Annotated in this window: 26 protein-coding genes; 12 read left to right on the plus strand and 14 right to left on the minus strand. The window is 63.7% G+C overall.

Annotated elements, in window-relative coordinates:
• The 3 genes from ACLP2E_RS16600 to ACLP2E_RS16610 form a co-directional block, all read right to left on the minus strand.
• Positions 1–1,169, minus strand: a 1,169-nt coding sequence (locus tag ACLP2E_RS16600; protein ID WP_442466564.1) for a DNA-packaging protein, incomplete at its 3' end; no start/stop codon positions are given.
• A gap of 8 nt (positions 1,170–1,177) precedes the next feature.
• Positions 1,178–1,684 (minus strand): hypothetical protein, encoded by a 507-nt coding sequence (locus ACLP2E_RS16605; RefSeq protein ID WP_442466565.1) that lies wholly within the window; start codon positions 1,682–1,684, stop codon positions 1,178–1,180.
• Between the two features lie 299 nt (positions 1,685–1,983).
• Entirely contained in the window at positions 1,984–2,736 is a 753-nt protein-coding gene (locus ACLP2E_RS16610) for an XRE family transcriptional regulator (RefSeq protein WP_442463864.1), read from the minus strand.
• A gap of 132 nt (positions 2,737–2,868) precedes the next feature.
• Here ACLP2E_RS16610 and ACLP2E_RS16615 point away from each other — a divergent pair, with 132 nt between their 5' ends.
• On the plus strand, positions 2,869–3,384 hold the full coding sequence (locus ACLP2E_RS16615; RefSeq protein WP_442463865.1) for a hypothetical protein: 516 nt from the start codon (positions 2,869–2,871) through the stop codon (positions 3,382–3,384).
• A 113-nt stretch (positions 3,385–3,497) separates the two neighbouring features.
• Positions 3,498–4,100: a hypothetical protein gene (locus ACLP2E_RS16620; protein ID WP_442463866.1), complete on the plus strand. Its 603-nt coding sequence runs from the start codon at positions 3,498–3,500 to the stop codon at positions 4,098–4,100.
• 74 nt (positions 4,101–4,174) lie between these two features.
• Here ACLP2E_RS16620 and meaB read toward each other — a convergent pair whose 3' ends face one another.
• The 4 genes from meaB to ACLP2E_RS16640 all read right to left on the minus strand — a co-directional run bounded on the left by meaB (position 4,175) and on the right by ACLP2E_RS16640 (position 9,041).
• Positions 4,175–5,113 (minus strand): methylmalonyl Co-A mutase-associated GTPase MeaB, encoded by a 939-nt coding sequence (gene meaB / locus ACLP2E_RS16625; protein WP_442466566.1) that lies wholly within the window; start codon positions 5,111–5,113, stop codon positions 4,175–4,177.
• Positions 5,114–5,212: 99 nt separating this feature from the next.
• On the minus strand, positions 5,213–5,632 hold the full coding sequence (locus ACLP2E_RS16630; protein WP_442466567.1) for a secondary thiamine-phosphate synthase enzyme YjbQ: 420 nt from the start codon (positions 5,630–5,632) through the stop codon (positions 5,213–5,215).
• 33 nt (positions 5,633–5,665) lie between these two features.
• On the minus strand, positions 5,666–8,344 hold the full coding sequence (gene ppdK, locus ACLP2E_RS16635; RefSeq protein ID WP_442463869.1) for a pyruvate, phosphate dikinase: 2,679 nt from the start codon (positions 8,342–8,344) through the stop codon (positions 5,666–5,668).
• Between the two features lie 127 nt (positions 8,345–8,471).
• Positions 8,472–9,041, minus strand: a complete 570-nt coding sequence (locus ACLP2E_RS16640) for an HdeD family acid-resistance protein (RefSeq protein WP_442463870.1) — start codon at positions 9,039–9,041, stop codon at positions 8,472–8,474.
• Positions 9,042–9,230: 189 nt separating this feature from the next.
• On the opposite strand from ACLP2E_RS16640, the gene dxs reads away from it, so the two are divergent.
• The 5 genes from dxs to acuI all read left to right on the plus strand — a co-directional run bounded on the left by dxs (position 9,231) and on the right by acuI (position 15,728).
• Positions 9,231–11,150, plus strand: coding sequence for a 1-deoxy-D-xylulose-5-phosphate synthase (dxs, locus tag ACLP2E_RS16645; protein ID WP_442466568.1), 1,920 nt, complete (start codon positions 9,231–9,233; stop codon positions 11,148–11,150).
• Between the two features lie 41 nt (positions 11,151–11,191).
• The gene (locus ACLP2E_RS16650; RefSeq protein WP_442466569.1) at positions 11,192–11,920 is read left to right on the plus strand and encodes a TlyA family RNA methyltransferase; all 729 of its coding nucleotides are present in this window, start codon (positions 11,192–11,194) and stop codon (positions 11,918–11,920) included.
• A complete protein-coding gene (locus ACLP2E_RS16655) occupies positions 11,917–13,188 on the plus strand; it encodes a class I SAM-dependent RNA methyltransferase (RefSeq protein ID WP_442466570.1) in 1,272 nt (423 codons plus the stop codon). Before ACLP2E_RS16650 ends, ACLP2E_RS16655 begins: the two co-directional genes overlap by 4 nt.
• A 63-nt stretch (positions 13,189–13,251) precedes the next feature.
• Entirely contained in the window at positions 13,252–14,670 is a 1,419-nt protein-coding gene (locus tag ACLP2E_RS16660; protein ID WP_442466571.1) for an FAD-binding oxidoreductase, read from the plus strand.
• Positions 14,671–14,741: 71 nt separating this feature from the next.
• A complete protein-coding gene (gene acuI / locus ACLP2E_RS16665; RefSeq protein WP_442461434.1) occupies positions 14,742–15,728 on the plus strand; it encodes an acrylyl-CoA reductase (NADPH) in 987 nt (328 codons plus the stop codon).
• A gap of 26 nt (positions 15,729–15,754) precedes the next feature.
• On the opposite strand, the gene ACLP2E_RS16670 is transcribed toward acuI, so the two are convergent.
• Complete coding sequence (locus ACLP2E_RS16670; protein WP_442461433.1) at positions 15,755–16,654, minus strand: LysR family transcriptional regulator; 900 nt, start codon at positions 16,652–16,654, stop codon at positions 15,755–15,757.
• Positions 16,655–16,808: 154 nt separating this feature from the next.
• The gene (locus ACLP2E_RS16675) at positions 16,809–17,786 is read right to left on the minus strand and encodes an L-threonylcarbamoyladenylate synthase (RefSeq protein WP_442461432.1); all 978 of its coding nucleotides are present in this window, start codon (positions 17,784–17,786) and stop codon (positions 16,809–16,811) included.
• A gap of 172 nt (positions 17,787–17,958) precedes the next feature.
• Between ACLP2E_RS16675 and ACLP2E_RS16680 the strand changes: the two genes are divergently transcribed.
• Both ACLP2E_RS16680 and ACLP2E_RS16685 read left to right on the plus strand, forming a co-directional pair.
• Positions 17,959–18,702, plus strand: coding sequence for an enoyl-CoA hydratase-related protein (locus tag ACLP2E_RS16680; protein WP_442461431.1), 744 nt, complete (start codon positions 17,959–17,961; stop codon positions 18,700–18,702).
• A gap of 124 nt (positions 18,703–18,826) precedes the next feature.
• The gene (locus tag ACLP2E_RS16685; protein ID WP_442461430.1) at positions 18,827–19,696 is read left to right on the plus strand and encodes an SDR family oxidoreductase; all 870 of its coding nucleotides are present in this window, start codon (positions 18,827–18,829) and stop codon (positions 19,694–19,696) included.
• A gap of 13 nt (positions 19,697–19,709) precedes the next feature.
• On the opposite strand, the gene ACLP2E_RS16690 is transcribed toward ACLP2E_RS16685, so the two are convergent.
• Positions 19,710–20,030: a hypothetical protein gene (locus ACLP2E_RS16690; protein WP_442461429.1), complete on the minus strand. Its 321-nt coding sequence runs from the start codon at positions 20,028–20,030 to the stop codon at positions 19,710–19,712.
• Positions 20,031–20,124: 94 nt separating this feature from the next.
• Between ACLP2E_RS16690 and ACLP2E_RS16695 the strand changes: the two genes are divergently transcribed.
• The 3 genes from ACLP2E_RS16695 (at position 20,125) to xth (ending at position 22,972) form a co-directional block, all read left to right on the plus strand.
• Positions 20,125–20,799, plus strand: coding sequence for an alpha/beta hydrolase (locus ACLP2E_RS16695; protein ID WP_442461428.1), 675 nt, complete (start codon positions 20,125–20,127; stop codon positions 20,797–20,799).
• Between the two features lie 112 nt (positions 20,800–20,911).
• On the plus strand, positions 20,912–22,189 hold the full coding sequence (locus ACLP2E_RS16700) for an FAD-dependent monooxygenase (RefSeq protein WP_442466572.1): 1,278 nt from the start codon (positions 20,912–20,914) through the stop codon (positions 22,187–22,189).
• A 3-nt stretch (positions 22,190–22,192) separates the two neighbouring features.
• Complete coding sequence (xth, locus tag ACLP2E_RS16705; protein WP_442466573.1) at positions 22,193–22,972, plus strand: exodeoxyribonuclease III; 780 nt, start codon at positions 22,193–22,195, stop codon at positions 22,970–22,972.
• Between the two features lie 89 nt (positions 22,973–23,061).
• Here xth and ACLP2E_RS16710 read toward each other — a convergent pair whose 3' ends face one another.
• The 4 genes from ACLP2E_RS16710 to ACLP2E_RS16725 all read right to left on the minus strand — a co-directional run.
• A complete protein-coding gene (locus tag ACLP2E_RS16710; RefSeq protein WP_442461425.1) occupies positions 23,062–23,556 on the minus strand; it encodes an Hsp20/alpha crystallin family protein in 495 nt (164 codons plus the stop codon).
• 155 nt (positions 23,557–23,711) lie between these two features.
• On the minus strand, positions 23,712–24,164 hold the full coding sequence (locus ACLP2E_RS16715; protein ID WP_442461424.1) for an iron-sulfur cluster assembly scaffold protein: 453 nt from the start codon (positions 24,162–24,164) through the stop codon (positions 23,712–23,714).
• A 76-nt stretch (positions 24,165–24,240) separates the two neighbouring features.
• Positions 24,241–25,950 carry an outer membrane beta-barrel protein gene (locus ACLP2E_RS16720; RefSeq protein WP_442461423.1) on the minus strand — a complete coding sequence of 570 codons (1,710 nt, stop codon included), beginning with the start codon at positions 25,948–25,950 and terminating at the stop codon, positions 24,241–24,243.
• Between the two features lie 77 nt (positions 25,951–26,027).
• A partial coding sequence (locus tag ACLP2E_RS16725) for a BRCT domain-containing protein (RefSeq protein WP_442466574.1) occupies positions 26,028–26,478 on the minus strand: 451 nt, incomplete at its 5' end.

Consider the following 26,478-nt stretch of genomic DNA (forward strand, 5'->3'; position numbering starts at 1 on the left):
TTGGCGAAGACGCCGCAATGGCGCACCCTGCCCTGTTCGTAAAGCGCGGCCACCGGCTCGGCGCGGGTGAATTTTCCCCGGCTGGCGCGCACGGCGCGGAAGGGCGCGTTGGCGTCGACCTGGCGGATCAAGGTCTCGATCATCTCGCCGCCATTATTCACCTCGGCGACAATGCAATCCGCGCCATATTCCTTCAAGGCGGTCACGGAGCGCAAAGCCCAGCCGAGCGGCGTCTCGCCCTGGCGCGAAAGATCGGCCAGGACAAAAACGCGCCGGTCGGACGCCAGCCCGGCGACGATCATGCCGCATTCGTCGGCGTTCTCGCCGGAGGTCGCCGGGGGATCGACGGCGACGACGATACGCCCGAGTTTCGGGCGCTCGTCCTTGCCGGCCAGAGCCGCCTCGATCATCTCGCGCGTCCACAAGGCGCCGGGCGCGTCGAGCAGCATGTGGGCGTGCAATTCCTGCCGCCCCAGCCGCGTGCCCTCATATTTGCGCACCACACGGGTGAGAAAATTCTCCGCCAGATTGCCGATGTTCTCGAAAGTCGAGTGCTGCGTCTTGTAGGTGAGCGAGTCGGCCAGCAACTCGCGCATAAGTTTGGTCGGACGCGGCGTGGTGGTGACGATCGCCTGCGGCGTCGTCCCCAGACGCAGGCCGAAAATCGCCTGATCCCAGGCGTCGGGATAGCGCCAGGCGGCCAGTTCGTCCGCCCATAATTTCATATGCTGTTTTCCGCGCAACCGCTCCGGTTCCTCGGCGGAAAACAACAGGCTTTTGGAGCCGTTCGGCCATTCCAGGCGCCGTCTGTGCGCGACGTAGCGAGGGCGCTCATCGCGCGGGCAGATCGCCAGCACGCCGGATTCGCCTTCTACCATTACGTCGCGCACATCATCGGCGGTCGCGCCGATCAGGTTGACCAAGGGAAAATCGCGCGCCCAATGGCGTACGGTTTCCGCCCCGGTGCGGGTCTTGCCCCAGCCGCGCCCGGCCAGAGGCAGCCAATAAACCCAGTCGCCCGGCGGAATCAGCTGTTCCGGCCGCGCCCAAAAGGGCCACAGGGTTTTCAGGGATTCGAGTTCATCGGCGTCGAGCCTGCCGAAAAAGGCGGCGCGCTCGCGGGCGCCGAGTCGCGCCAGGGCGCGGGCGTTTGTCGGGGCTTTGCGCATCGACGCGATTATTTCTTCGCATCCGCTTTACAATCTGCGGACGGCGCCGCCTGCCCGCGCGCCAAGGAATCCAACTTTTTCAAAAGCGAATTGCGCGCCTCGTCGAGCGAATTGGTCGCCTCGCCGCTGGCGTCGAGACCGAGTAGTTTTGCGCGCCGGTCCATGATGGTAAGAACCCGCGCGGCCGCGGCGGCGTCGCCGCCCATCGCCGCCTTGTAATGCGCCGCCTGCAATTGATCGAGCCGCAAAAGTTCGAGCTGGCGCAATTCGCGGGCCGGCTGTTCACGGCAGGAGCGCAGGTTTTTCGTGACGATGGCGAAGATGCGGCTTACCGAAACGCGGGGAAATCCCGCCTCCGGCAATTTGCGGGCGATCTCGTGAAAGGTCAGCCCATGCAGGCGCATATTCAGGATCGCGAGATCGCGATTGACGCGATCGAGCGGCGTCTCGCCTTGCTGTGAAGGGTTTGGCGCGCCGGCGACCAGCGTGAGCCGGCTTTTGCGTTTTTTATTCAAGATTTCGCGCGGGTCCGACGCCATATGCGATCCATGTCCGATTGGCCGCCTCGCGCGAAATCCTTCCGCGAGCCGGGGGCGTCGCGGGAGGATTGTTGTTTCAGAACTGCGAGGGGATGAGAAAACCCGGCGCGCCTCTTTGCGGGAGGGCCGGGCGGAAATCTTCAACATGGATAGTTATAGAGAAAGTCGGTCGACCCGTCAATGGGCAAAATGGGATTTTAGAGATTTTTTTGGGATTTTTCCCATTTTGATCTGGTGGGACGGTCGGTGGGTTTACGATGGGATGCGCGAAAGGCTCAGTTTACGGTAAAGCGTCCGGCGAATCGGCCGATGATTTTCACGTCGTCCAGACCCGCCTCGTAGGGGGAATAGCTGGTATTGGCGGAAATGACGCGAATTCGCATCGGGTCGGAGCCCATGACGATCTGCAGCCGCTTGATCACCAGGCCGTAGCCGTCCCATAGCGCGAAAATGCCTTCCGGGCTGGGAATGGTGTAGCGAAGGTCGATGAAAACGCGGTCGCCCTCGAACAACCGCGGCTCCATCGAATCGCCGATCACCTCGAACACCCGGACATGACGGGCGGAGGCGTGCAGCACGCCCGTCATGATGGCCGGAGGCAGGCTCCATTCGGCGGCAATGGCCTCGGCGGCGTAAACATTGCCGCGTTCGTCATGAACGAAAGCCTCGACCGGCACGCCGCCGCCGCCAGCTCCCGCACGCACATCCACCTCGAAAATGGTCGAGCCTGAATTCGTAGGCGCGCTATCCACCATTTCGCGGTCGACGCTGGTGTCGAGACGCCGGCGTGGCGGTTTTTCAGGGGGGAATTCGCCGCCCGCCTCCTCGGCGCCGGTGATCAGCCAGTCGAGCGAGCGACCTAGCGCCGCGGCCAGCTTGTGCAGGGCCGGCAGCGAGCCGCCGCGCCCGCGCTTGAGCGCGTCGCGAACATAGGTTTCGCCAAGGCCCGCAAGTTTCGACAGGCCCTTCATGTCGAGGCCCTGCCGATCCATCTCCGCCCGGACGCGGTTTTTGATTGCGTCGTCCATGATGGGATATTTCCCATATTTACCCTGTTTCGTCCAGGGGGATTTTTCCCATTGACACGATGGGATTGTTCCTCTTATGTTCTTATTACCGAAACAAAACGGTAACTGCATCCTCCCTCCCCATGGCGAATCATGACCTTCCTGGCTCCGTTCCGCGTAATCTCGCCCTTTTCCTCCACCACCGTCATCGTGCCGCGCGCCGGCGCCCGCCCACTGCGGGTAGAAAAGGCCCGGCCGCGTCCCGCGACCCCGAAAACCGGCCAGTTCGGCCTCAGCGCCGAGCCGCGCGCGGCCGCGAAAAAGATCGTGCTGCATGCGCCGCCGCCGCCGCCCGCCTCCATTCTCTATGTTCAGACGCCGCGGGGCCTGGTGCGCTCGGAAGCTTATGAAGAATGGCTGGAGCAAGCGGCCAAACGTCTCGCTGCGCAAAAGCCCGGCCGCATCGCCTCCACTTATGCTCTGGATATCGCCGCGCCTCGCAATTCCCGCACCCGGCAATTCGGCGCTATGGAGCGCCCAGTGATCGAATTGCTGGCCCGCTGCCGGATCATCCGTCGCGGCCTAAGCCCCGACAAATTCGTAGCCTGCTACAGCGGCAATCCCGGCGGCGAATTGATCGTCACCCTCAGCGATTTTTCCTCGCTCTGAAAGCAGACAGAAAACAAAAGGTGCAAGCGATGAACAAGCGGCGCAAGACCAAAATCTCTTTACCAAAACTCACATGTCTGAAGCCGATGACTCGCGAAGAACAGGCGCTGCGGATGCTGCAGACGTTTCGCAACATCGGCTATCGCACGCCGGAAGGGCCGAGCGTCGAGCGCCTGGTCAAAGCCGGCGAAGCGGCGAAAGTCGAAACTTTTTCCCAGGTGGTGGAAGTCGCGCGCGGCGACAAGTTCGAGGCCGTCGCCGTCGATTTCGCGCGCATGCGCATGGACGACGGGCCGCTGGCGCGGCTGCGCGACCGCAACCAGCTCGACCGCGACGACCGCGCAAAAAATCTCGCCTTGGCGCAGGCGGGCGAAAAATATCGCCATGATTTTTTTCGCTCCGGACTCGATCCGCTGCGCGCGATCGATCCGTCGCAGGAGGTTTCCGCCGCGTATTCGCCGGGGGGCTTGTGGCGCTGCGAAAGCCAGATCGAGGCGCTGCAGAAATTCCGCGCCGCGCGCGACGCCATCCCGGACGATTTCCGCGAGCCGCTGGCGGCGATCGTTCTGGCCGACCGCGAGCCGGTCGATATCGGGCGCGAAATCGGCGCTTACAAGGACGCCAAAATGGCCGGCGCCGTGGCTCTGTTCATCCTGCGCCGGGGGCTTGCCGCCTTGGCCCGGCATTACCGGATGATTTCGCCGCAGCACGCGTGATGCAAAGCTCGGCAAATGAAGCGATCCAGAGCTCGTTACGCTTCTGGATTGCTTCGTCGCCTCGCTCCTCGCAATTACCGAGAGCCCAGCCTCCGCGAAAGCTCGCGCGCGATCGCCAGCTCCCTGGCAAAAGGTCCCTCGTCCGCGACTTGAACTTCTGCGGCGTGGCGAAGACCTTCCGCGCCGAAACGGGCGCGGATCGATTCTTCCACCCAGGCTTGTTGTTGCGAGACGCGACGGCGCGTCAGAGCGCCCGACCTTTCCGCCCAGGCGCGATGCCCGGCCAAAGCCTGGTGGACCTCCTCGATTCCAACGCCGGTGGAGGCCGAGGCGAGGATCACCGGCACACGCCAGTCGTCGTCGCGTTCGAACAGGGTCAGCGCGCCCTCGACCTCGCTTCGGGCGCGGCGCGCAGCGTCGCCCATATCGGCCTTGGTGACGACGACGATGTCCGGCAATTCCATCACGCCGGCCTTCATGAACTGCAGGCTGTCGCCGGAGCCGGGCTGGACGCAGAGGATGACGCTGTCCACGGCGAAGGAAATATCGGCTTCCGACTGCCCGATGCCGACGCTTTCGATCAGCACGCGGTCGAACAAGGCGCGCATCAGGGCGGAAGCCGCGACGGTCTGGTCGGACAGGCCCCCGAGCCGGTCCCGCGCCGCCATTGAGCGGACGAACACGCCCTGGTCGTCCGGGTCGGTCGCCATGCGCGCACGGTCGCCCAGCAAGGCGCCGCCGGTGCGCCGCGACGAGGGATCGACGGCGATCACTCCCACCGTCTCGCCGCGCGCCCGCCAGTCGCGCAAAAGCGCATTGGTGAGGGTGGATTTGCCGACGCCGGGAGGGCCCGTCAGCCCCGCCGCGTGGGCGCGCGTTTTTTCCACGGCGGCGTCGAGCAGTTTCGCCAGTTCCGCGGCGCCCTCATGCGTTTCGATCAGCGCCAGCGCGCGCGAGAGGCCGCGTTTGCCGCCGGTGGCGATGGAAGACAGATCGAGAAACGGCGCGCCCAAAAAAACTCTCCGTGCTTTGAAGCAGGGTCTAGTGAGCGGCGCGGATTCTGGCAAGAGCGGTGGAATGGGATGACGGCGCTGGGCGGCAAGGACAGTCCGCTATTCCCCCACCGCGTGCAGAACAATATCCCGTCGATGCGGCGCGCGGCGGTGTTCGAACAGATAAATTCCTTGCCATGTTCCCAGCAACAATTCGCTCTCGGCAAAGGGGATGAGCAGACTGCTTTGCGTCAGGGCGGCGCGCAAATGGGCCGGCATGTCATCCGGACCCTCGGTTTCGTGCCGATAAAGCCCGCGCCCCTCCGGCGCGAGTTTCTCGAAAAACGCCTCCATATCTGCGAGCACCGAAGGGTCGGCGTTTTCCTGAATCAAAAGCGACGCTGAAGTGTGACGGCAGAAGACGGTGATTTGGCCGAGCGACAGCCCGCTGGCGCGGACGAAGTCCCTGGCGTCGCGGGTAAATTCGTAGAACCCGCGCCCGCGTGTCGCCACGGACAGAATATGCTGTTCTTGACGCAAGAAAGCCCTCGCTTCCTTCGATCCGTCCGGCCCTCACGCCGTCGAGCGGGCCGCATGGCCGAGCGCGGCCTGCGCCGCGGCGAGGCGGGCGATCGGCACGCGATAGGGCGAGCAGGATACGTAGTCCAGCCCGGTCTTTTCGCAGAAGGCGATGGAAGCCGGATCACCGCCATGCTCGCCGCAAATGCCGAGTTTTATCCCGTCGCGGGTCTTGCGGCCGCGTTCCGCCGCCAGCGCCACCAGTTCGCCGACGCCGTCGACGTCGATGGAAATAAACGGGTCCTGCGGCAATATGCCCTTCTGCACGTACGCGCCCAGGAAAGAGCCGGCGTCGTCGCGCGAAATGCCGAGCGTCGTCTGGGTCAGATCGTTGGTGCCGAAGGAGAAGAATTCCGCCGTCTCGGCAATTTCCCCGGCGCGAAGTGCGGCGCGCGGCAATTCGATCATCGTGCCGACATGATAGGGAATAGCGACACCGGTTTCACTCGCCACGGCCTCCGCCATCGCGTCGATCCGCGCCTTGACCAGATCGAGTTCGCGTTTGGAAAAGACCAGCGGCGCCATGATTTCGGCAATGACCGGCTGCCCGGTTTTGGCCTGCGCCTCGACCGCGCCTTCGAAAATGGCGCGGGCCTGCATCTCGGCAATTTCCGGAAAGGCGATCGCCAGGCGCACGCCACGGAAACCCAGCATCGGGTTGAATTCATGCAATTCGTCGGCGCGGCGCTTCAGTTTTTCCGGCGTCGACCCCACCGCCGTGGCGACCTCGGCGATTTCCTCCGACGTATGCGGCAGGAATTCGTGCAAGGGCGGATCCAGCAGCCGGATGGTCACCGGCAACCCATGCATGATCTCGAAAAGCGAAGCGAAATCCGACCTCTGCATCGGCAGGATCTTCGCCAGAGCGGCGCGGCGGCCCTCCTCGTTCTCGGCGAGAATCATTTCGCGCACCGCGACGATGCGCTCATTGTCGAAGAACATATGTTCGGTGCGACACAGGCCAATGCCCTCGGCGCCGAATTGCCGCGCGATGCGGGCGTCGGCGGGCGTGTCGGCGTTGGCCCGCACTTTCAGGCGACGAACCTCGTCGGCCCAGCCCATCAGTTCGGCGAATTCGCCGGAAACTTCCGGCTGCAGCATGGGAACGGCGCCTTCCATCACCTGGCCGGCGGTTCCGTCGACCGTGATGACGTCGCCCTTGCTGAAGGTGCGTCCCTGGGCGGTCAGGGTCTGCGCCGCATAATCGACGCGCACCGCGCCAGCGCCGGAAACACAGGGCTTGCCCATGCCGCGCGCCACCACGGCGGCGTGGGAGGTCATGCCGCCGCGCGTCGTAAGAATGCCTTCCGCCGCATGCATGCCGGAAATATCCTCGGGCGAGGTCTCGACGCGCACCAGAATGACTTTGTGGCCGGCCGCCTTCAGGGTTTCCGCATCGTCGGATGAGAACACGATCTCGCCGCAGGCGGCGCCGGGCGAAGCCGGCAGGCCGGTGGCGATGATTATCTTCTCGGCGTTCGGATCGAGGGTCGGATGCAGCAACTGGTCGAGCGAACCCGGTTCGATGCGGGAAATCGCCTCCTCGCGGGTAATCAGCCCTGATGTGGCCATTTCCACCGCGACGCGCAGGGCGGCGCGGCCGGTCCGCTTGCCGTTGCGGGTCTGCAGCATCCAGAATTTGCCGCGCTCGACAGTGAATTCCATATCCTGCATGTCGCGGTAATGACGCTCAAGAAGTTGGGTGGCGCGGACAAATTCGTTGAAAACCTCCGGCATCACCGTCTCCATCGACGGCTTATCCGATTTGGCGGCGATCCGGGCGATTTCAGTGATGTTCTGCGGCGTGCGAATGCCCGCCACCACGTCCTCGCCCTGGGCGTTGACCAGGAATTCGCCGTAAAGCGCGTTTTCGCCAGTCGAGGGATTGCGGGTGAAGGCGACGCCGGTGGCCGAGGTCTCGCCCATATTGCCGAACACCATGGCCTGAACGTTGACCGCCGTGCCCCAGCTTTGGGGAATGTCGTGCAAGCGGCGATAGGTGATGGCGCGCTGGTTCATCCAGGAGGAAAACACAGCGCTGATGGCGCCCCAAAGCTGTTCGCGCGGGTCCTGCGGGAAGGGTTTTTTTGTCTCGCGCTCCACCGCCTCCTTGTAACTGGCGACCACCTTGCGCCAGTCGAAGGCCGTCAAGTCGGTGTCCTGGAAATAACCCTTCTGGTCCTTGTGGACCTCGAGGATTTCCTCGAAATTGTGATGTTCGACCCCCAGCACCACGTTGGAATACATCTGGATGAAGCGGCGATAGCTATCCCAGGCGAATCGTTCGTCGCCGGACGATCTGGCTATGGCCTCGACCGTTACGTCGTTGAGGCCGAGATTGAGCACCGTGTCCATCATTCCGGGCATGGAGGCGCGGGCCCCGGAGCGCACCGACACCAGCAGCGGATTTTCCGGATCGGCGAAAACGTGGCCCGCCAGAGCGCCGACATGGTTCAGCGCCGCGTCGACCTGATCCTTGAGTTCGGGCGGATAGCTTTGGCCATTGGCGTAATAATAGGTGCAGACTTCGGTCGAAATGGTGAAACCGGGAGGCACTGGCAGGCCGAGATTGGCCATTTCCGCCAGATTGGCCCCCTTGCCGCCGAGCAGTTCCTTCATGGCGCTTGCGCCTTCCGCCTTGCCGTCGCCAAATGAATAGACCCATTTCGCCATTTTCAATTCCTTCGCGGCCCCGAGAGGGCTCGCCAGCTTCCGCCAGATTTTGGCCGGACCGATTGGTTAGGACGCCCGGCTCCTTTTATCAACCGCCAAGCGCAACGGAAAGGGCGAACAGCGGAGATCAGGCCCGAAGTTTCAGGCCCAGCGCTATCCAGCTCGCTCCATAGAACACCAGATCGACGCCGAACAGCGTTCCGAGAATGATCATCGTGTCCCCCGGCCAGCCCGCGAGGATCATGACGCCGAGCAGAGTCGTGACCACGCCGGCCAGCACGATGAACGCCTTGGGGCCGGCGGGGAGGCGAAAGCCCAGCCAGATGCGGGCGGCGCCGGCTATGACGAAGCCGATCCCGACGACAAAGGTAAGGACAGCGGCGGCGACTTCCGGCTGCGCCAAGGCGAAGGCGCCTGAGACCAGGTAAAACAGGCCGCTGATCACCCAGAGGAAAAACGACGGCCAGTCGCGCGAATTGAAGCCGAGCACGATTTCCGCCCCGCCGGCCACGATCAGCATCAGCGCGATCAGAAACACCACGGCCAGCGTCGAGGCTGCGACCAGACCCAGGGCGACGATGCCGAACAATACGCAGAGCGCGCCATAGGCGACCAGCCAGCCCCATCGCGACCGCAGTTTTTCGATCGCCCGTCCCAGTGAAGGCGGCGGACCGAGGTCTTCCGGCGTCATGCTCATATTCCCCTCCCAAGCCCTTGTACGCCGATCAAAGCCTCCGCCCGCCGCCGCGTCAAGCCTTGGCGGGCGCCCCGCCCTAGCGCCACGGTTAAACTAAATTTAAGCCTTTGATTGCCCCTGCCTCGCGTTGCGTGTAAAGCAGCCATTCGTCCGCGCCACCGGGGGGGCGGATGCGCGATTGAGTATGCCGTGAACCATAATTCGACGACTCCCTTGCTGGACAAGGTGAAATTTCCCGCGGATCTGCGCCTTTTGCCGGAAAGCGATCTTCGCGCCGTCGCCGAAGAAGTCCGCCGCGCGACCATCGACGCCGTATCCGTCACCGGCGGTCATCTCGGCTCCAGCCTCGGCGTGGTCGAACTGACCGTAGCCCTGCATTATGTGTTCAACACGCCGAAGGACCGGATCATCTGGGATGTCGGCCATCAGGCCTATCCGCACAAGATCCTCACCGGCCGGCGCGACCGCATGAAAACCCTGCGCCAGGCCGGCGGCCTTTCCGGCTTCACCAAACGCTCGGAAAGCGAATACGATCCCTTCGGCGCCGCCCATTCCTCGACCTCGATTTCCGCCGGCCTCGGCATGGCGGTGGCGCGTGATCTTTCCGGCGACGACAATAATGTCGTCGCCGTCATCGGCGACGGCTCGATGTCGGCGGGCATGGCCTACGAGGCGATGAACAACGCCGGCGCCTCGCATTCGCGCCTGATCGTCATCCTCAACGACAACGACATGTCCATCGCCCCGCCGGTCGGCGCCATGTCGGCCTATCTCGCCCGCCTGTCGTCCGGACGCACCTATCTTAAACTGCGCGACGCCGGCAAGATGATCGCCCGTCACCTGCCGAAAAGCGTGGACCGCGCCATCACCCGCGCCGTCGAGCACGCCCGCACCTATGTCACCGGCGGCACCTTGTTCGAGGAGCTGGGCTTTTATTACGTCGGCCCGATCGACGGCCACAACCTCGACCATCTCCTCCCGATCCTGAAAAACGTTCGCGACGCCAATGTCGGCGACCCCGTGCTGATTCATGTGGTGACGCAGAAGGGCAAGGGCTACGCGCCCGCGGAAGCCGCCGACGACAAATATCACGGCGTCAGCAAATTCGACGTGATCACCGGGACGCAGGTCAAGCCCAAGGCCAACGCCCCGTCCTACACCAAGGTTTTCGGCCAGTCGCTGGTCAAGGAAGGCGAGAAGGACGACAGGATCGTCGCCATAACCGCCGCCATGCCTTCGGGCACTGGCGTCGATTTCTTCCAGCAGGCTTTTCCCAGGCGCACGTTCGATGTCGGCATCGCCGAACAACATGCGGTGACCTTCGCGGCCGGTCTGGCGACGGAAGGTTTCAAACCTTTCTGCGCAATCTATTCGACCTTTTTGCAGCGTGGCTACGATCAGGTCGTCCACGACGTGGCGATCCAGAATCTACCGGTGCGTTTCGCTCTCGACCGCGCCGGACTGGTCGGCGCCGACGGCGCCACCCATGCTGGCGCCTTCGACATCGCTTATCTCGGCATTTTGCCGAACATGGTGGTCATGGCCGCCGCCGACGAGGCGGAACTGGTGCACATGGTCGCCACCGCAGCCGCCCATGATTCCGGCCCCATCGCCTTCCGCTATCCGCGCGGCGACGGAACCGGCGTGGATATGCCGCAGGAAGGCGTCCCGCTCGAAATCGGCAAGGGCCGGGTAATGCGCGAGGGCGACAAGGTGGCGATATTGTCCCTTGGCTCCCGGCTGGCGGAAGCCATGGAAGCCGCCGATCTTCTCGCGGCGCAGGGCGTTTCGACGACCGTCGCCGACGCGCGTTTCGCCAAGCCGCTCGATGTCGATCTGCTGCGCCGCCTCGCCTCCAGCCACGAAGTTCTGATCACGATCGAAGAAGGCTCGATCGGCGGTTTTGGCTCCTTCGTCATGCAGCAACTGGCCGAGGACGGGTTCCTCGACAAGGGTTTGCGCGTGCGCAGCATGGTCTTGCCCGATATCTTCCTCGATCAGGACAAGCCGGAACTGCTGTACGCCCGCGCCGGCCTCGACGCGAAAGGCATCGTCGCCAAAGTATTCCAGGCGCTGGGACGCCCGGCGACGGAAGCCAAGACCGCCTGAGCGAGGCGGAAGCAACATCGTTGCAATCGAAAGGCGAAGCCATGAGCGCCCGACGCGCCGATATCGCCTTGGTGGAACGCGGTTTTTTTGCCAGCCGCGCCAAGGCGCGCGAGGCCATAGAGGCCGGATTGGTCACGCTTGACGGAAGGCCGGTCGAAAAGCCCGCCGAACCGGTGGGCGAGGACGCTATTCTCGTCGCCACCGCGCCCTATCCCTGGGTATCGCGCGGCGGCGTCAAGCTGGCGGCGGCGCTCGACGCCTTCGCCTTCGATCCCGCGGGAAAATCCGCGCTCGACATCGGCGCCTCGACCGGCGGCTTCACCCATGTGCTTTTGTCGCGCGGCGCGGCTCATGTCACCTGCGTCGATGTCGGCCACGGCCAGCTCCATCCGCTGATCGCCAGCGACAAACGGGTCAAATCGCAGGAAAAATGCGACGCCCGCGAACTGCGAGCGGATGACTTGGCCGAGCCGCCGCAATTGATCGTCGGCGATGTGAGCTTCATTTCGCTGGCGCTGATCCTGCCGGCGATTTTGCCGCTGGCGGCGGAAAAAGCGGAGGCGGTCCTGCTGGTCAAGCCGCAATTCGAGGCGGGGCCGGAATTCGTCAGAAAAGGCCTGGTCCGCGACAGCCAGGCGCGGCAGGCGGCTTGCGAAAAAATCGCAGGGCTGGTCAAGGGCCTCGGCTGGGAGATCGTCGGCCTGATCGACTCGCCCATCCAGGGAGGCGACGGCAATCGTGAATTTCTGCTGGGAGCGCGCCGCACATGATCGATCTCAACGCCCATCTACATATAGAGCGGCTTGGCGCGCGTGGCGAAGGCGTTTCGCATGGCGGCAAGGGCCTGATCTTCACCCCCTATGCCCTGCCCGGCGACGAGATCATCGCCGAAGTCGACGGCGAGCGCGGCAAGCTGGTGGAAGTGCTGAAACCCTCGCCTGACCGCGTTCCCGCCCCCTGCCCGCATTTTGGCGTCTGCGGCGGCTGCGCGGTGCAAAACCTGAGCGCCCCGGCCTATGCCGCCTGGAAGCGCGTCCTGGTCGTCGACGCCCTGCACAACGCAGGCGTGGAGACGGAAATCGCTCCATTGCGCGAAGCCTGGGGCGATGGGCGGCGGCGCGCCACTTTTCATTGCCGCAACGACCAGCGCGGCCAGCCGCATATCGGTTTCATGCAGGCGCGCGCCCATCGCATCGTCGAAATCGACGCCTGCCCGATCCTCGCGCCCGAGTTTTCGCAGGCGCTCCCGGTCCTGCGCCGGATCGCCTCGATACTCGCTCCTTTGGACAAGCCGCTGGATTTCGTCGTTACCGCCACCCTCAACGGCCTGGACATCGATATTCGCGGCTGCGGCAAAGTCGATTTTGCAATCGAGCAGGCTCTGGTCGTGACGGCGGACGAATGCAATCTCGCCCGCATCGCCAACCACGGCGCCATTCTGGTCGAGCGCCTCCCGCCTTCGATCCCGATGGGCCTCGCCACGGTCGCCCCCCCGCCCGGCAGTTTCCTGCAGGCGACGGAAGCCGGAGAAAAAATGCTGGCGCAACTGGTGGTCGAAGCGGTAGGCGCGGCAAAAAAGGTCGCCGATCTGTTCTGCGGCTCCGGGGCTTTCGCGCTGCGCCTCGCCGAAAAGGCGGAGGTCTATTGCGTCGAAAGCGAAGTGGAGGCGCTCGCCGCCGGGCTGCGGGCCGGACGCGCCACGGCAGGCTTGCGGACGATGAACGGCGAGTCGCGCGATCTTTTCATCCGCCCGCTACTGGCGAGCGAATTATCCGCCTTCGACGCCGTGGTGTTCGATCCGCCGCGCGCGGGCGCCGAGAACCAGGCGCGGGAGCTGGCGAAAAGCGCCGTCCCGACCGTCGTAGGCGTGTCCTGCAACGCCCAGTCTTTCGCCCGCGACGCGAAAATCCTGATTTCCGGCGGCTATGATCTTGCCGGCGTGACGCCGGTCGACCAGTTTCTCTATTCGCCCCATGTCGAACTGGTCGGGGTGTTCAAAAAGGCGGCCAAGGCGCGCAAACGGCGGCTCCTTGGCTGAAAAACTTGCGGCGACCCAAGCTTTTGGGCAAAGCAGACCAAACTTTCTTTTGACGGAATCGAAATGACCGAATTGTCCCCGGCCGAGATAGCGACGCGTATGGCGGCGATCGTCGGCGATAAATATGTGCTGACCGCGCCCGCCGACATGGAAGGCTACCTGAGCGAACCCCGCGATCTCTGGCACGGTGCGGCGGCCTGCGTGGCGCGCCCCGGCACAACGCAGGAAGTCGCCGCCATTCTCGCCTTCGCGGACAAGAACGGCCTGAAAGTGGTGCCGCAGGGCGGCAACACCGGCCTCGTCGGCGGCCAGACTCCCGACGCTTCCGGCCGCGAGATCCTGCTTTCGCTGAGCCGGCTCGACAAGATCCGCGAGATAGACCCTGAATCCAACATCATGGTCGTCGAAGCCGGCGTCACCTTGCAGAAGGTGCAGGAAGCGGCGGAAAGCGTCGACCGGCTGTTTCCCTTGTCGCTGGCGTCGGAAGGCTCCTGCACCATCGGCGGCAACCTGGCGTCCAACGCCGGAGGCACGGCCGTCATCGCCTATGGCAACGCCCGCGACCTTGTCACCGGGCTGGAGGTCGTGCTCGCCGACGGAAGCGTGCTCAACAATCTCTCGAAATTGCGCAAGGACAATACCGGCTACGACGTAAAACATGTGTTCATGGGGTCCGAGGGCACGCTCGGGGTGATCACGGCGGCGGTGCTGAAACTCTATCCGCGGCCGCGCGGCATCGAGACGGCGCTGATCGGCCTCGGCAGCGCGCAAAATTGCCTCGACCTGCTGGTTCTCGCCCAAAGCATGGCCGGGCCGGATTTGAAGACTTTTGAGTTCATGTCGCGTTTCGGCGTCGAGATCGTGGTCAAGCACTCGTCAGGCGCCCGGGAACCGCTCGAAGCCGCGCATAATTGGTATGTGCTGCTGGAACTGGCCTCGCAATCCGAGACCGGCCTCAACGACGTGATGCTGGCCCTGCTCGGCGCGGCTTTCGAACAGGAAATCGTCGAGGATGCGGCGGTTGCGGCCTCGCTCGACCAGCGCAAGGCTTTCTGGGCCCTGCGCGAAAATCTGTCGGAAATGCAAAAGTTCGAGGGCGGCTCGATCAAGCACGACGTCTGCGTGCCGGTGGCTTCGGTCCCGGCCTTTCTCGACGACGCCATTCCGGTGGTCGAGGCGGCCATTCCCGGCGCGCGGCCCGTGCCATTCGGCCATATGGGCGACGGCAATATCCACTTCAATGTCAGCCAGCCCATCGGCGCCGACAAGGAGGCCTACCTTGGCCGCTGGGAAGAGCTGAACGCCAAGGTCCATGAAGTGGTGGCGAAATATCACGGCTCCATTTCCGCCGAGCATGGCATCGGCGTGCTGAAGCGCGAACTTCTGCCGATGGTCAAGGACCCCGTGGCGATGGAGGTGATGCGGCGCTTCAAGACGGCGCTCGACCCGAAAAACACCCTCAATCCGGGGAAGGTTTTGTAGGGGCCGCCTTTCGGCTTGCTTGACGCGTCAAAAAGTCCGACGTTTCATGGCCTGCTTAAAAGGGGGCCAGCATGTCCAGTTTCAACGCCATCCGCATCGACAAGGACGATTCCGGCTACCGCGCCGCTTATTCGCAATTCGATGAATCGGAATTGATGGACGGCGACGTCACCGTGCGCGTCAGCCACTCGACGGTGAATTACAAGGACGGGCTGGCGATCACCGGGAAATCGCCGGTGGTGCGGCGCTTTCCGATGATCCCCGGCATCGACTTCGCCGGCGTGGTCGAAACCTCCTCTCACAAGGATTTCAAGCGCGGCGACGCCGTGGTGCTGACCGGTTGGGGCGTCGGCGAGACCCACCTGGGCGGCCTTGCGGAAAAAGCGCGGGTGAAAGGCGACTGGCTCGTGCCCTTGCCGCATGGCCTGACCGCCGCCGAAGCCATGGCGATCGGCACGGCGGGATTTACCGCCATGCTCGCGGTGATGGCGCTGGAAAAACAGGGCATGACCCCGGATCGCGGTCCCGTGCTGGTCACCGGAGCAGCAGGCGGCGTCGGTTCGGTGGCGACCGCATTGCTCGCCAAGGCGGGCTGGCGCGTCATCGCCTCGACCGGCAGGCTCGGAGAAATGGATTTTTTGAAATTTCTTGGCGCCGCCGACCTCATCGACCGGGCCGAACTCTCCAGCCCTGGCAGGCCGCTCGGCAAGGAGCGCTGGGCGGCGGCGGTGGACTGCGTCGGCTCGCACACGCTCGCCAATGTGCTGGCGCAGACCTCTTATGAGGGCGCGGTCGCCGCCTGCGGACTGGCGCAGGGAATGGATCTGCCGACTTCGGTCGCGCCGTTCATTTTGCGCGGCGTATCCCTGCTCGGGATCGACAGCGTGATGAAGCCCAAAGCCGCGCGCCTGGTCGCCTGGGAGCGGCTGGCGCGCGATCTCGACCGCGAAAAACTTGACGAGATCAGCACGATCATCGGCTTTAGCGAAGTCATCGACACCGCCAAGAAAATTCTGGAAGGCAAAGTGCGCGGACGGGTGATCGTCGAGATCGATTGAGCTGTTTTTACGCTAGGGCGACAAAACTATTCGCCGTTGCCGCTGCCCGTGAGCACGGCGCGTCTCTTGCTCAGCTGGGCTCCGGCGTGATCCATGAAGGCGCGGACCCGCGCGGCATGGCGCAGGTCGGGATGGGTGAGCAGCCAGAGATCGGCGCCCTTTCCGGCCATCGGCTCGTCGGTGCAGACCAGTTCGGGATGCTGGTCGCCGATGAAACGCGGCAGAAAACCAATGCCCATGCCCTCGGCGATACATTTGGCCAGCCCGACCGTCGTGTTGCAGCGCATGGCGATGCGATGCGACGGAATTTCCTTCTCGATCCAGTCGAACACTTCGACGCCGCCGAAATGTTCGTTGAAGGCTATATAGGAATGGCGTTCGTCGGACGGATCGAAACCGGCTTCGTAAAGCGCCCGCGACACATAGCGGCCCCAGACCGAGGAGCCGATGCGCCGCCCGACCAGCGTCTCGGGCGGCGCATAGGTCGAACGCACGGCGATGTCCGCGTCGCGGCGCGACAGGTTCAGCGGCTGGTTGACCACCAGAACGTCGAGCTGGATGTCGGGGAAAGCCTGACGAAAACTGGCCAGCACCGGGCTGAGCACATAATTGAACAAGGCGTCGTTGGTCGTCACACGCAACAGGCCCGAGGGCTTGTCGTCACGCCCGGCGATCCTTCGTTCGAAGTCGGTGACGTCGCGGCCCATGCGTTCGGCCAGCACCACCATTTCCTGTCCGGCGGCGGTGGCGGCGTAGCCGTTGCGCGATCGTTCGAACAATTTCGCCCCGATCATCGCTTCGAGCGCGCCGAGGCGGCGAAACACCGTCGAATGATTGAGATTGAGCGCGGCGGCCGCGCCGACCAGCGAACCGGACTCCGCAATGCCGCGCACAAGGCGAAAATCGTCCCAGCTGATCTGATTCATGGACTAAAAATGGTTCAAATCGCAACCGAGTTCAAGTTCGCCTGAAATTTTAAAGTGTTTTCAAGCGAAGTGGGCCCCGGTTCCCGTGAACATAACCGTGAAAATAGGAATCTGGAGCCATTTCCGCTCCGCTTTGATCGGAGCGGAAATGGCTTTAGTTTCGCGGAGCGGCGGCGCGACGCAACCGATCGTTGATCGCCTCGCCAAGATCGGCGGCGGGAATCGGGGCCACGGCGATTTTTGTGGCGCCGCCCTCGTCGAGCGCGCGCAAAAAGGTGAAGAGATTGGCGGCGGCCTCGGCGAGATCGCCGCACGGCGAAAGATCGAAGGTCTTCGCCGCTGCGCCGGCGAAACGGCCGCCAAAATCCAGTCCCGCCTCGCCCTCGCGCAGGTTTTCGGCTCCCAGCCGCAAAATTCCGCGGGGCGCATAATGGGAGGCCAACAGCCCCGGCGAGAGCGGTTGTTCGCTGCCCTCGGCGCACAAAAGCTCCTTGCCCAATAATTCTTCCAAGGCTGTGCGCGGAACGCCGCCCGGTCGCAACAGGCGCGGCGGACCGTCGAGCAAGGCGACAATGGTCGATTCGACGCCGACGCCGCAGGCGCCGCCGTCGATCACGGCCTCGATGCGCCCGCCGAGATCGGCCAGCACATGCGCCGGCGTCGTGGGGCTGACATGGCCGGAAATATTGGCCGAAGGCGCGGCGATGGGCCGCCCCGCCGCCGCCAGCAGGCTTAATGCGACCGGGTGGGCGGGTATGCGCAGCCCGACGCTGTCGAGGCCCGCCCGCGCCAGATCGCAAACGCTCGCGCCTGCCGCCAGCGGCAGCACCAGGGTCAGCGGCCCCGGCCAGAAGGCTTCCGCCAGCATCGAAGCCCGGTCGTCGAAACGCCCCTCGCGCCGCGCCGAGGCAAGGTCAGCGACATGGGCGATCAGCGGGTTGAAACTCGGCCGACCCTTGGCGCGATATATTTCGGCAACGGCGCGCGCATTGGCGGCATCGGCGCCAAGTCCGTAGACTGTTTCGGTCGGGAAGGCGACGAGACGTCCCTCGCGCAGCATTTCGGCCGCTTTTGCGAGCCCGCCGGCGTCGGCGGCCAGCAGATGCGTCTTGCGCGCATTTTTATCAATCATCAATTCCAGTCCCGATTCCCGCAAGTTCACTTGACTTAGGCCGCCCGCATTTGACTTGGGTCGGCCAATATGGTTCATATATAAACCTTTTGCCGCCAGCGACAGAAGGCGAAATGCAATCTACATTCGCCTGACCCGCCGCGAAAGCGCCGGACAGATAAAGGTTTCCAGCATGGCCGAAATCGAAATTTCCCGCTCAGGCGCGGTTCTGGAAATGACGCTGAACAGGCCGGCAAAAAAGAACGCCTTGACCAGCGACATGTATCGCGCCCTGATCGCCGGGCTGGTCGAGGCCGAAAGCGACGCCACCATCGGCGCCGTCCTCGTCAGGGGCGCAGGCGGCGTTTTCACCGCCGGCAACGACATCGCCGATTTCGCCCGCGCCGCGCAGAGCGGCGAGGAGTTGAGCGCGGTCGCCTTCGTGCGAAAAATCGCCGGCTTTTCCAAGCCGATCGTCGCGGCGGTCGAGGGGCTCGCGATCGGCGTCGGCGTCACCATGCTGTTGCATTGCGACCTGATCTATGTCGCGCCCGACGCCCGTTTTTCGTTGCCCTTCGTCAATCTCGGCCTGCTGCCGGAAGCGGGCTCCTCGCTGCTGTTGCCGCGCCGCGTCGGCATGGTCCGGGCCAGCGCCTGGCTGCTGCTGGCCGAAAGCTTCGACGCCGAAGAAGCGCTTGCCGCCGGCCTCGTCAACGCCATAGTCACCAACGAAACTCTGGTCGAATTCGCACGCGGAAAGGCCGCCGCGCTGACGGCCAAGCCGCGCGCCGCCCTGCTGCGGGCGCGCCAATTTTTGCGCGGCGACCGAGAAGAAATCCTCGCGTGCATCGAGGTCGAGCTAGAGGCATTTAGAGAGGCGCTCAAGACGCCGCAGGCTCAGGCGGCGCTCGCCGCCTTTCTCAACAAGAGCAAATGAACTCGGCCTGACGGCGCGGGCCCGCGCCGTCAGGTTGGGAGCGAATGCGACGCCGAGCTGATGAGAGGAATTCCCTGATCGCGACGCGTCGCGCTCAGGGCAAACAAACAAAGGGGAGAAACACATGGCCGGATTAGCAGGCAAAACCTTGTTCATCACCGGGGCGTCGCGCGGCATCGGCCTCGCCATCGCCTTGCGCGCCGCGCGCGACGGCGCGAATGTCGCCATCGCCGCAAAAACCGCGGAGCCGAATCCCAAGTTGTCCGGCACTATTTTCACTGCGGCGGAGGAAATCGAGGCCGCCGGCGGCAAGGCGCTGCCGCTGACGGTCGACGTGCGCGAGGAAGCGCAGGTTGCGCAGGCTCTGGCGCAAACGGCGGAAAAATTCGGCGGGATCGACATTGTCGTCAATAACGCCAGCGCCATTGCGCTCGGCGACAGCCAGCACATCGACATGAAGCGTTTCGACCTGATGCACCAGGTTAACGCGCGCGGCTCCTATATGACCACCAAGCTCGCGGTTCCCTATCTCGCCAAGGCCGCCAACCCGCATGTGCTGATGCTGTCGCCGCCACTCGACATGAAGGAGAAATGGTTCGCGTCGCACACCGCTTACTCCATGGCGAAGTTCGGCATGAGCCTGGCCGTTCTCGGCCTCGCTGGGGAATTGCGTTCCTCGGGTATCGCGGTCAACGCCCTGTGGCCGCGCACCACGATCGCCACGGCGGCGGTGAACAATCTGCTCGGCGGAGAAAAGCTGATGCGCGCCTCGCGCAAGCCGGAAATCATGGCCGACGCCGCCTACGCCATTTTCATCACGCAGAGCCGGGACCTGACCGGACGCTTCCTGATCGACGATCTCTTCCTGAGCGAAAACGGGGTAAGCGATTTCGATGTCTATCGCGTCGATCCCACATCGCCGCTGGCCCAGGACTTTTTTGTGCCCGAGGACACCCCGCTGCCGGCGGGCGTTTCGTTCAAAGCTCTGGCCTGACGCGCAAAAGCGTTTAGCGCGGCGCAGGCGACGATCCGCGCCGCCGCCAAAGCAGGCCTGCCAGATAGCCGACCAGCGACAAAAACGCGAAAACCATCAGTTCGAACGGAAAATTGCCCATCGCGGCGGCGATTTTTCCCGAACTGGTGGCGTTGGCGTAAATCTGGTTGGCGGCGATGGCGAGGGCCAGGATCGGCGCGGCGAGCCAATAAAACCCGATTCCACGCCAACCCAGCAGCGCCGCCACGATCAGCGCCGGATAGGCGAGGCCGTCGCGAAAATGTTCGACCGCCGCGACAATCACCAGCGAGAAGATACGAATAACGACCAGCACACGATTCTCCGCGAAAATTTGACGAAAAAGTTTGCTTCTTCGACGCGCGCTTCGGTAAGAAGTTCATTCTTACCCTTCAATCGAGACCCAAACCATGCCCGAGGTTATTTTCAACGGACCCGCCGGTCGTCTCGAAGGACGTTTCCATCAGTCCAAGCAGCGCGGCGCGCCGATAGCGATCATACTTCATCCGCATCCGCAATTCGGCGGCACGATGAACAATCAGATCGTCTATCATCTTTACTATGCCTTTGCCGAGCGCGGTTTTTCGGTCCTGCGCTTCAATTTTCGCGGCGTCGGCCGCTCGCAGGGTTCTTTCGACCACGGGCAGGGCGAATTGTCGGACGCGGCCTCGGCGCTTGACTGGGCGCAGTCGATCAGTCCGGAGGCCCGCTCCTGCTGGATCGCCGGCGTCTCCTTCGGTTCATGGATCGGCATGCAGTTGCTGATGCGCCGTCCTGAAATCGAGGGCTTTATCTGCATTGCCCCGCCGGCAAACCGTTTCGATTTCACCTTCCTGGCGCCCTGCCCCTCCTCCGGCCTGTTCGTCCATGGCGACCAGGACCGCGTCGCTCCGATCAAGGAAGTCACCGCCGTGATCGAAAAGCTCAAGACGCAGAAGGGCATCCAGATCGAACATGCGGTGGTCGAAGGGGCCAATCATTTCTTCGAGGACCGCGTCGAAGACCTGATCGACAAGGTCGGCGTCTATCTAGACAAACGTCTGGGCAATCCGCCAAGAATAGCCATCGCCTCGCGCACGGATTGAGGCTTTCGCCGGACCCGCGGGCGCGGCGAAACGCCCCATTGTCAAACGCGTATTGCCGTTCCAGGTCTTGGCGTCCTAAATACAAGCTTCGCGCAGCGGAGAGGAACGCGCCATGAGCCAGACGGACGGGAAAGCGGCGGACAAAAGCCCGATCGAATGCGACGTGCTGGTCGCCGGGGCCGGTTCGGCGGGCCTTTCCGCCGCCCATGCCTTCGCGGCGCAGGGCCGCAAGGTGGTAGTCGTCGGCAAGATCGAGACCAATCTTGCCGGCCGCACCGTCGCGCTGTTCGAAGGCTCCCTACGCTTTTACCGGGCTTTGGGCCTGTGGGAAGCCTGCTCCGCTCATGCCGCCCCGATGGAGGGGATTCGCATGATCGACGACACCGGCTCGATCTTCCCCACCACGCCAAAAGAGTTCCGCTCGCGGGAAATCGATCTCGACGCTTTCGGCGAGAATATTGAAAATAACGCTCTGGTGGTCGAACTGGCCGAAGCGGCGAAGAAAAATCCGGCCATTACCCTGATCGAGGATCTGGTCGACACCTTTGAACTGAATTTTTCGGTCGCCAGGGCAAGGCTCGCCTCGGACGGCTGGATCAACGCCAAATTCATCGTCGCCGGGGAAGGCCGCAATTCGCAGGCGCGCCAGATCGCCGGCATCACCGTCAAAACCTGGTCCTATCCGCAGATCGCCTTGACCGTGCTTCTGGCGCATGAAAAGCCGCACCACAATATTTCGACCGAATTTCACAAGCGTTCCGGCCCCTTCACCTTCGTGCCGCTGCGCGGACGCGACGGCGCCCCGCATCGCTCCAGCCTGGTCTGGCTGGTCACGCCGCGAGAGGCCCTGCGTTTACAGGCCTTGTCGCCGGAAATGCTGGCCGCCGAAATCGAGGATGAGTCGCACGGGATTCTCGGCGCCGTCACTATCGACGGTCCACTGGGCGCCTTTCCGATGGGCGGCCTGAAAACCTCGCGCGTCACCGGACTGCGCATGGCCCTGATCGGCGAATCTGCGCATCTTTTCCCGCCGATCGGCGCGCAGGGCCTCAATTTGAGCTTGCGTGACATCGCCAATCTGGTCGATTGCCTGGAAGGCGTCGCTCTCGACGAACCGGACAAGATCTCGCGCGCGCTCGAAACCTATGAGCGGCAACGCGCGCTCGATATCGGGTTCCGCATCAATGGCGTCGATGTCCTGAACCGTTCCTTGCTCGTTCACGCCTTGCCTGTGGATTTCGCCCGCGCCTTCGCCCTTAACTTCTTCTCCGCTATCGGACCCTTGCGCCGTGCGCTGATGCGCGAAGGCGTGACGCCCCACGGCCCGACGCCCAAGCTGATGCGCGCCCGGCCGCCAGTGAGCCGGCGTCCCGCCGCCGGAAAGGTGTGAAGCTTGCGCATCGCCACCTGGAACGTCAATTCGGTCCGCCAGAGAACCGAAGCTCTGCTCGCCTACCTGCGCGAGGTCCAACCGGACGTCTTGTGCCTGCAGGAACTGAAATGCCAGGAAGAGGCTTTTCCGCGCCTGGAAGTCGAGGCGGCGGGCTATAACGTCGCCGTGCATGGCCAGAAAAGCTATAATGGCGTCGCCATCCTGTCCAAAATGCCGTTCGAGACGTCTACCGGGCTTCCCGGCGACGAAAATGACGAGCAATCGCGCTACATCGAGGCGGTCATTCCCAGCGGCAAGACGGTAGTGCGGGTCGGCTGTCTTTACCTGCCGAACGGCAATCCCATCGACACCGACAAATATAGCTACAAGCTCGGCTGGATGGACCGGCTGATCGCCCACGCCAAAAAGCTTCTGGCTTATGAGGAAAGGCTGGTGCTGTGCGGCGATTACAACGTCATTCCCGACGCGCGCGACGTTTACGATCCAGCCGCCTGGGTTAATGACGCCTTGTTTGCGCCACGGACGCGCGAAAAATTCCGCGAGTTGCTGGCGCTGGGCTTTTTCGACGCCCTGCGCGCCACCACGGACGCGAGCAAGCAATACACTTTCTGGGATTATCAGGCCGGCGCCTGGCCGCGCGACAAAGGCCTGAGGATCGACCATCTGCTGCTGTCGCCGCAAGCCGCCGACCGCCTCGCCTCGGTGACTATCGACAAGGACATGCGCGCCAAGGACAAGCCCTCCGACCATGTGCCGATCCGCATAGACCTGCGGGATTAAAAACCTCAAAGACGAGGCTACATTGTTAAAAGGCCGGCCCCCATGGTTCCCCATGAGGGCCGGTCGTCAACTCACTCGCCGCCGAAACATCAGTGCGGTTTCGCAGGCTCTTCCACTTTCGGCGCGCCGGTCATGACCGGAATGGTCTTGGCGGCGGTCGTTTTTGCGGCGGGCTTTTGCACGGTCAGGTGCAGGACGCCCTTGTCGTAATGGGCGGTGATCGCATCAGCCGCCGGCTCAAACGGCAACAGCACCGAACGATTGAACGCGCCATAGCGGCGCTCTACAACGTGCCAGTCTTTTTCGTCCTTCTTTGTTTCCCAGTTTTTCTCGCCGGAGACGATCAGACGGTCGCCCTCGACGCGAACCTTGATATCCTTTTCCTCGACGCCGGGGATTTCCAGCGTCGCTTCGATGGCGTTTTCCGTTTCCGCGATATTCATCGCCGGAACGGGAAGCGCAGCTTGCCGCGCGGGCATTTCGAAAAGTTTCGGAAAGTCGCGCCCGAACAGATCCCTCTCCAGAGCGCGGAAGGGGTCCGTCATAAGATCGCGCGTCCAGAGATCCGGAAGCATCGTTTTCATGACATCCTCCTGTCCGTCCCGCCGACGGGCCGAAGGCCCATCTTCACGCGGGGCGCCACGACGACGGCCCTGACCGCTTCTCTTGCTGAATGCCTGGGACCATTCGCCACAAATTAAATAATAGGCCTTTGGCAAAAATAAAGCATTGACCGAAATCATTGACGCATTTCCGCCGTCTCGGCGTTTTTCTCGATCTTGTCGAGCGCCTCGGCCACCGCGTCGAAAACCAGCAGGATCGAAGCGTGGCGCGCCTTGTATTCGCGCGCCGGCGCCAATACGCCGGCGTCGGCGAAGCGGCCCTGCGGCGGCGGTCCGTTTTCCTTGAGCATCTTCTTCAAGGCTTCGCGCGCATCGCGCACTTCCTGCGGCGCGGCGCCGATGATCTCGCGCCCCATGACGGAACAGGACGTCTGGCCGAGCGCGCAAGCCTTGACCTCCTGCGCGAAATCGGCGACGCGCCCGTCCTCGACCACCACATCGACGGTGACGCTCGATCCGCACAGCCGCGAATGCGCGCTGGCGCTGGCCTGCGGCGCGGCCAGCCGGCCGAGACGCGGGATATTGGCCGCGAGTTCGAGAATTTTGCGATTGTAGATTTCATCGAGCATGGAGAAGGAACCGCCTCCGCCATGAGATAGGGCCGCAGCGCCCCGCTGGCAACCGCGGCGCCGCGTGAGTGTCCAATCAGTATTTGGCGGCGACTACCGGCTGCGCTCCGTCGAGGATGCCAAGTTTCATCGCCAGTTGGACGAAGACCGTTGTGCGGTCGGAGTTGAAGCTTTCCGCTGACCTGGCCGTGGCGGTGGGGAAGGTCGTGCCGCCGTCCGCCGCGACAAACGCCCAGTAGCGCACGCCAAGGCCCAGCGAAGCGCGGTTGTTGAAGCGGTAGGAGGCCACGCCCTCAAGCTGGAAGCTGTTATGGCTGACGCCGGTTTCCGACATCGGGTCGATGTCGGGGCGCAGCCAGTGATTGTCCGTGGCGCTGAGATGCGCATAGGGCAGCCACGCCGCCTCGCCGGCCAGGTTGATCCGCTCCGCCACCGTCACGTCGCCCGACACGCCAAGGCGCACCGCGTTCCATATTTCGCTCTGGCTGAGCGTCAATTGGCTCGCCGGCACAAAGCCAGGAGGCTGGCAAACGCTGCTGCCGGCCTGGGTCTGCGAACAGCCGTTGGCGTTCATCTCCTGCTGGTAATAGGAATAGCCGACAAAACCGCCGGCTTTCCAATTGGCGCCGCGCAGCGGGTCATAGCCGAGGTCGGCCACGCCGTAGAGCGTACGGCCGTTTTGCGTCGTGCTCGTCGTCTTCGAATAGGGGCTGATCGCCGGCGGGAAATCCTCGTCGGTCATGGTGGCGTTGGCCAGTTCGATGCCGCCGAACATGACCTTGCCGTAAACGCCCGATTTGTGATCGACGCGGATATAGGATTCGATCGGCGCGCCGTTCTGGTCGGACCATTTCAGGCGTGAGTTCAACTGGCCAGGCGTATAGGGATCGTACAGGCTCTTGCGGAAGCCGCCAGTCGAATAGCCCGTACGCGCGCCGATTTCGGTGACGAGATCGTCAAGGGCGGTCAGACTCAGCGGTTCGGCCGGCAGGACTGCTCCGCCAAAGCGGAAGTTCAGGCCGAATTTGACGACGTTTTCCGACAGGCTGAAGCTCGCGCCGCTGCGGGAAAGGTAAACGGGATCGATGCCGGAAAAACTTTGCGAGCCAAAGCCGTAATAGTCATATTCCGCCCGCGCCGACCAATGGCTGTTCAGCGACACTTCCACGCCGCCGCCGACCGTCAGGCCGAACCGCCCCAGGGTGGCGCCGCTCTGCGAACTGGGATAGCCGGGGACCCAGGTTTCCGTATAGGCCGACTCCTGCGCATAAGCGACGCCAACCTTGCCATAGACCAGCGTGTCGCCTTCGACGATGCCGCCGCGCAGCGACGCGGAACTCAGGATGTCGGTATGCGAGCGGCAATTCCAGCCAAAACCGCCCACGCCGAGCGTGCCGCCGCAAGGCGCGTTGCCGGTCAGCCCGGCGCCGCTGGCTTCCGCTTCCGCGCCGATGAAAACATTGCGGATCTGATAGCCATAACCGACGTTTCCTCCGCCCAGAAGACCAGCCTGACCGCCGGTCGCCGGCAGGCGCGGAGTGTTGAACTCCAACAATCCGGTCGGATCGGACCATCGCGAGCCGCCGGCGCCGCCGCCCCATTGCGCGCCGACGGTGAAGCCGGTCCAGCGCGGGGTCCCGAAGGCGCCGAGGGGCTCATATCCCGGAGGGCGCGCGTAAGCTGGCTCGTAAAGCCCGTCAGGCGAAGCGAGATAGGGGGTCGGATCCGCCAGAGCCGAAAGGGAGGCCGCCAAAACGACGGCGGCGGAAACAAAAATGGATTTCATAGGCAGTCTCACCTTACGGAATTACCGCAAGGTAAATATTTTTGGTTAAGAAACAGTTCGGCTTTCGCTGGGCGGCGCTACGCCCCTCCCCCGCCGATGAGAGCCAGCCAGGCGTCTTCGTCGATGGTCTCGACGCCGAGTTCGCGCGCCTTGGCGAGCTTCGAACCGGCGCCGGGTCCGGCGACGACGAGGTCGGTCCTGGCGGAAATCGAGCCGGACACCTTCGCCCCCAGGCGCTCGGCCATCGCCTTGGCCTCGTCGCGCGTCATGCGTTCGAGCGAGCCGGTGAAGACGATCGTCTTGCCGGCGAGCGGGTGGCCGGTCTCGAGCGCCGGCATCGGCTCGATCGTCACCTCGGCGACGAGCGCGTCGATCGCCGTCTCGTTGTGCGGCTCGGCGAAGAAATCGACGATCGATTCGATCACCACCGGGCCGATCCCGTCGACGCCGCCGCGCGCTCCGGCCGCGGCGGGCGCCCGCGCGCCGCGCCGCAAGCCGTCGAAATCGGCGAAATGGCGCGCGAGACGG

It is taken from the genome of Rhodoblastus sp., from assembly GCF_052145335.1.
Lineage (GTDB): Bacteria > Pseudomonadota > Alphaproteobacteria > Rhizobiales > Beijerinckiaceae > Rhodoblastus.

Coding starts and splice junctions, on each gene's coding strand:
- ACLP2E_RS16720 (WP_442461423.1), bottom strand. CDS start 25,950: ATGAAATCCATTTTTGTTTCCGCCGCCGTCGTTTTGGCGGCCTCCCTT.
- acuI (WP_442461434.1), top strand. CDS start 14,742: ATGTCCAGTTTCAACGCCATCCGCATCGACAAGGACGATTCCGGCTAC.
- ACLP2E_RS16640 (WP_442463870.1), bottom strand. CDS start 9,041: ATGAGCATGACGCCGGAAGACCTCGGTCCGCCGCCTTCACTGGGACGG.
- ACLP2E_RS16660 (WP_442466571.1), top strand. CDS start 13,252: ATGACCGAATTGTCCCCGGCCGAGATAGCGACGCGTATGGCGGCGATC.
- ACLP2E_RS16615 (WP_442463865.1), top strand. CDS start 2,869: ATGACCTTCCTGGCTCCGTTCCGCGTAATCTCGCCCTTTTCCTCCACC.
- ppdK (WP_442463869.1), bottom strand. CDS start 8,344: ATGGCGAAATGGGTCTATTCATTTGGCGACGGCAAGGCGGAAGGCGCA.
- ACLP2E_RS16620 (WP_442463866.1), top strand. CDS start 3,498: ATGCTGCAGACGTTTCGCAACATCGGCTATCGCACGCCGGAAGGGCCG.
- ACLP2E_RS16670 (WP_442461433.1), bottom strand. CDS start 16,654: ATGAATCAGATCAGCTGGGACGATTTTCGCCTTGTGCGCGGCATTGCG.
- ACLP2E_RS16685 (WP_442461430.1), top strand. CDS start 18,827: ATGGCCGGATTAGCAGGCAAAACCTTGTTCATCACCGGGGCGTCGCGC.
- ACLP2E_RS16675 (WP_442461432.1), bottom strand. CDS start 17,786: ATGATTGATAAAAATGCGCGCAAGACGCATCTGCTGGCCGCCGACGCC.
- ACLP2E_RS16655 (WP_442466570.1), top strand. CDS start 11,917: ATGATCGATCTCAACGCCCATCTACATATAGAGCGGCTTGGCGCGCGT.
- ACLP2E_RS16715 (WP_442461424.1), bottom strand. CDS start 24,164: ATGCTCGATGAAATCTACAATCGCAAAATTCTCGAACTCGCGGCCAAT.
- ACLP2E_RS16680 (WP_442461431.1), top strand. CDS start 17,959: ATGGCCGAAATCGAAATTTCCCGCTCAGGCGCGGTTCTGGAAATGACG.
- ACLP2E_RS16700 (WP_442466572.1), top strand. CDS start 20,912: ATGAGCCAGACGGACGGGAAAGCGGCGGACAAAAGCCCGATCGAATGC.
- ACLP2E_RS16695 (WP_442461428.1), top strand. CDS start 20,125: ATGCCCGAGGTTATTTTCAACGGACCCGCCGGTCGTCTCGAAGGACGT.
- ACLP2E_RS16610 (WP_442463864.1), bottom strand. CDS start 2,736: ATGGACGACGCAATCAAAAACCGCGTCCGGGCGGAGATGGATCGGCAG.
- ACLP2E_RS16710 (WP_442461425.1), bottom strand. CDS start 23,556: ATGAAAACGATGCTTCCGGATCTCTGGACGCGCGATCTTATGACGGAC.
- ACLP2E_RS16650 (WP_442466569.1), top strand. CDS start 11,192: ATGAGCGCCCGACGCGCCGATATCGCCTTGGTGGAACGCGGTTTTTTT.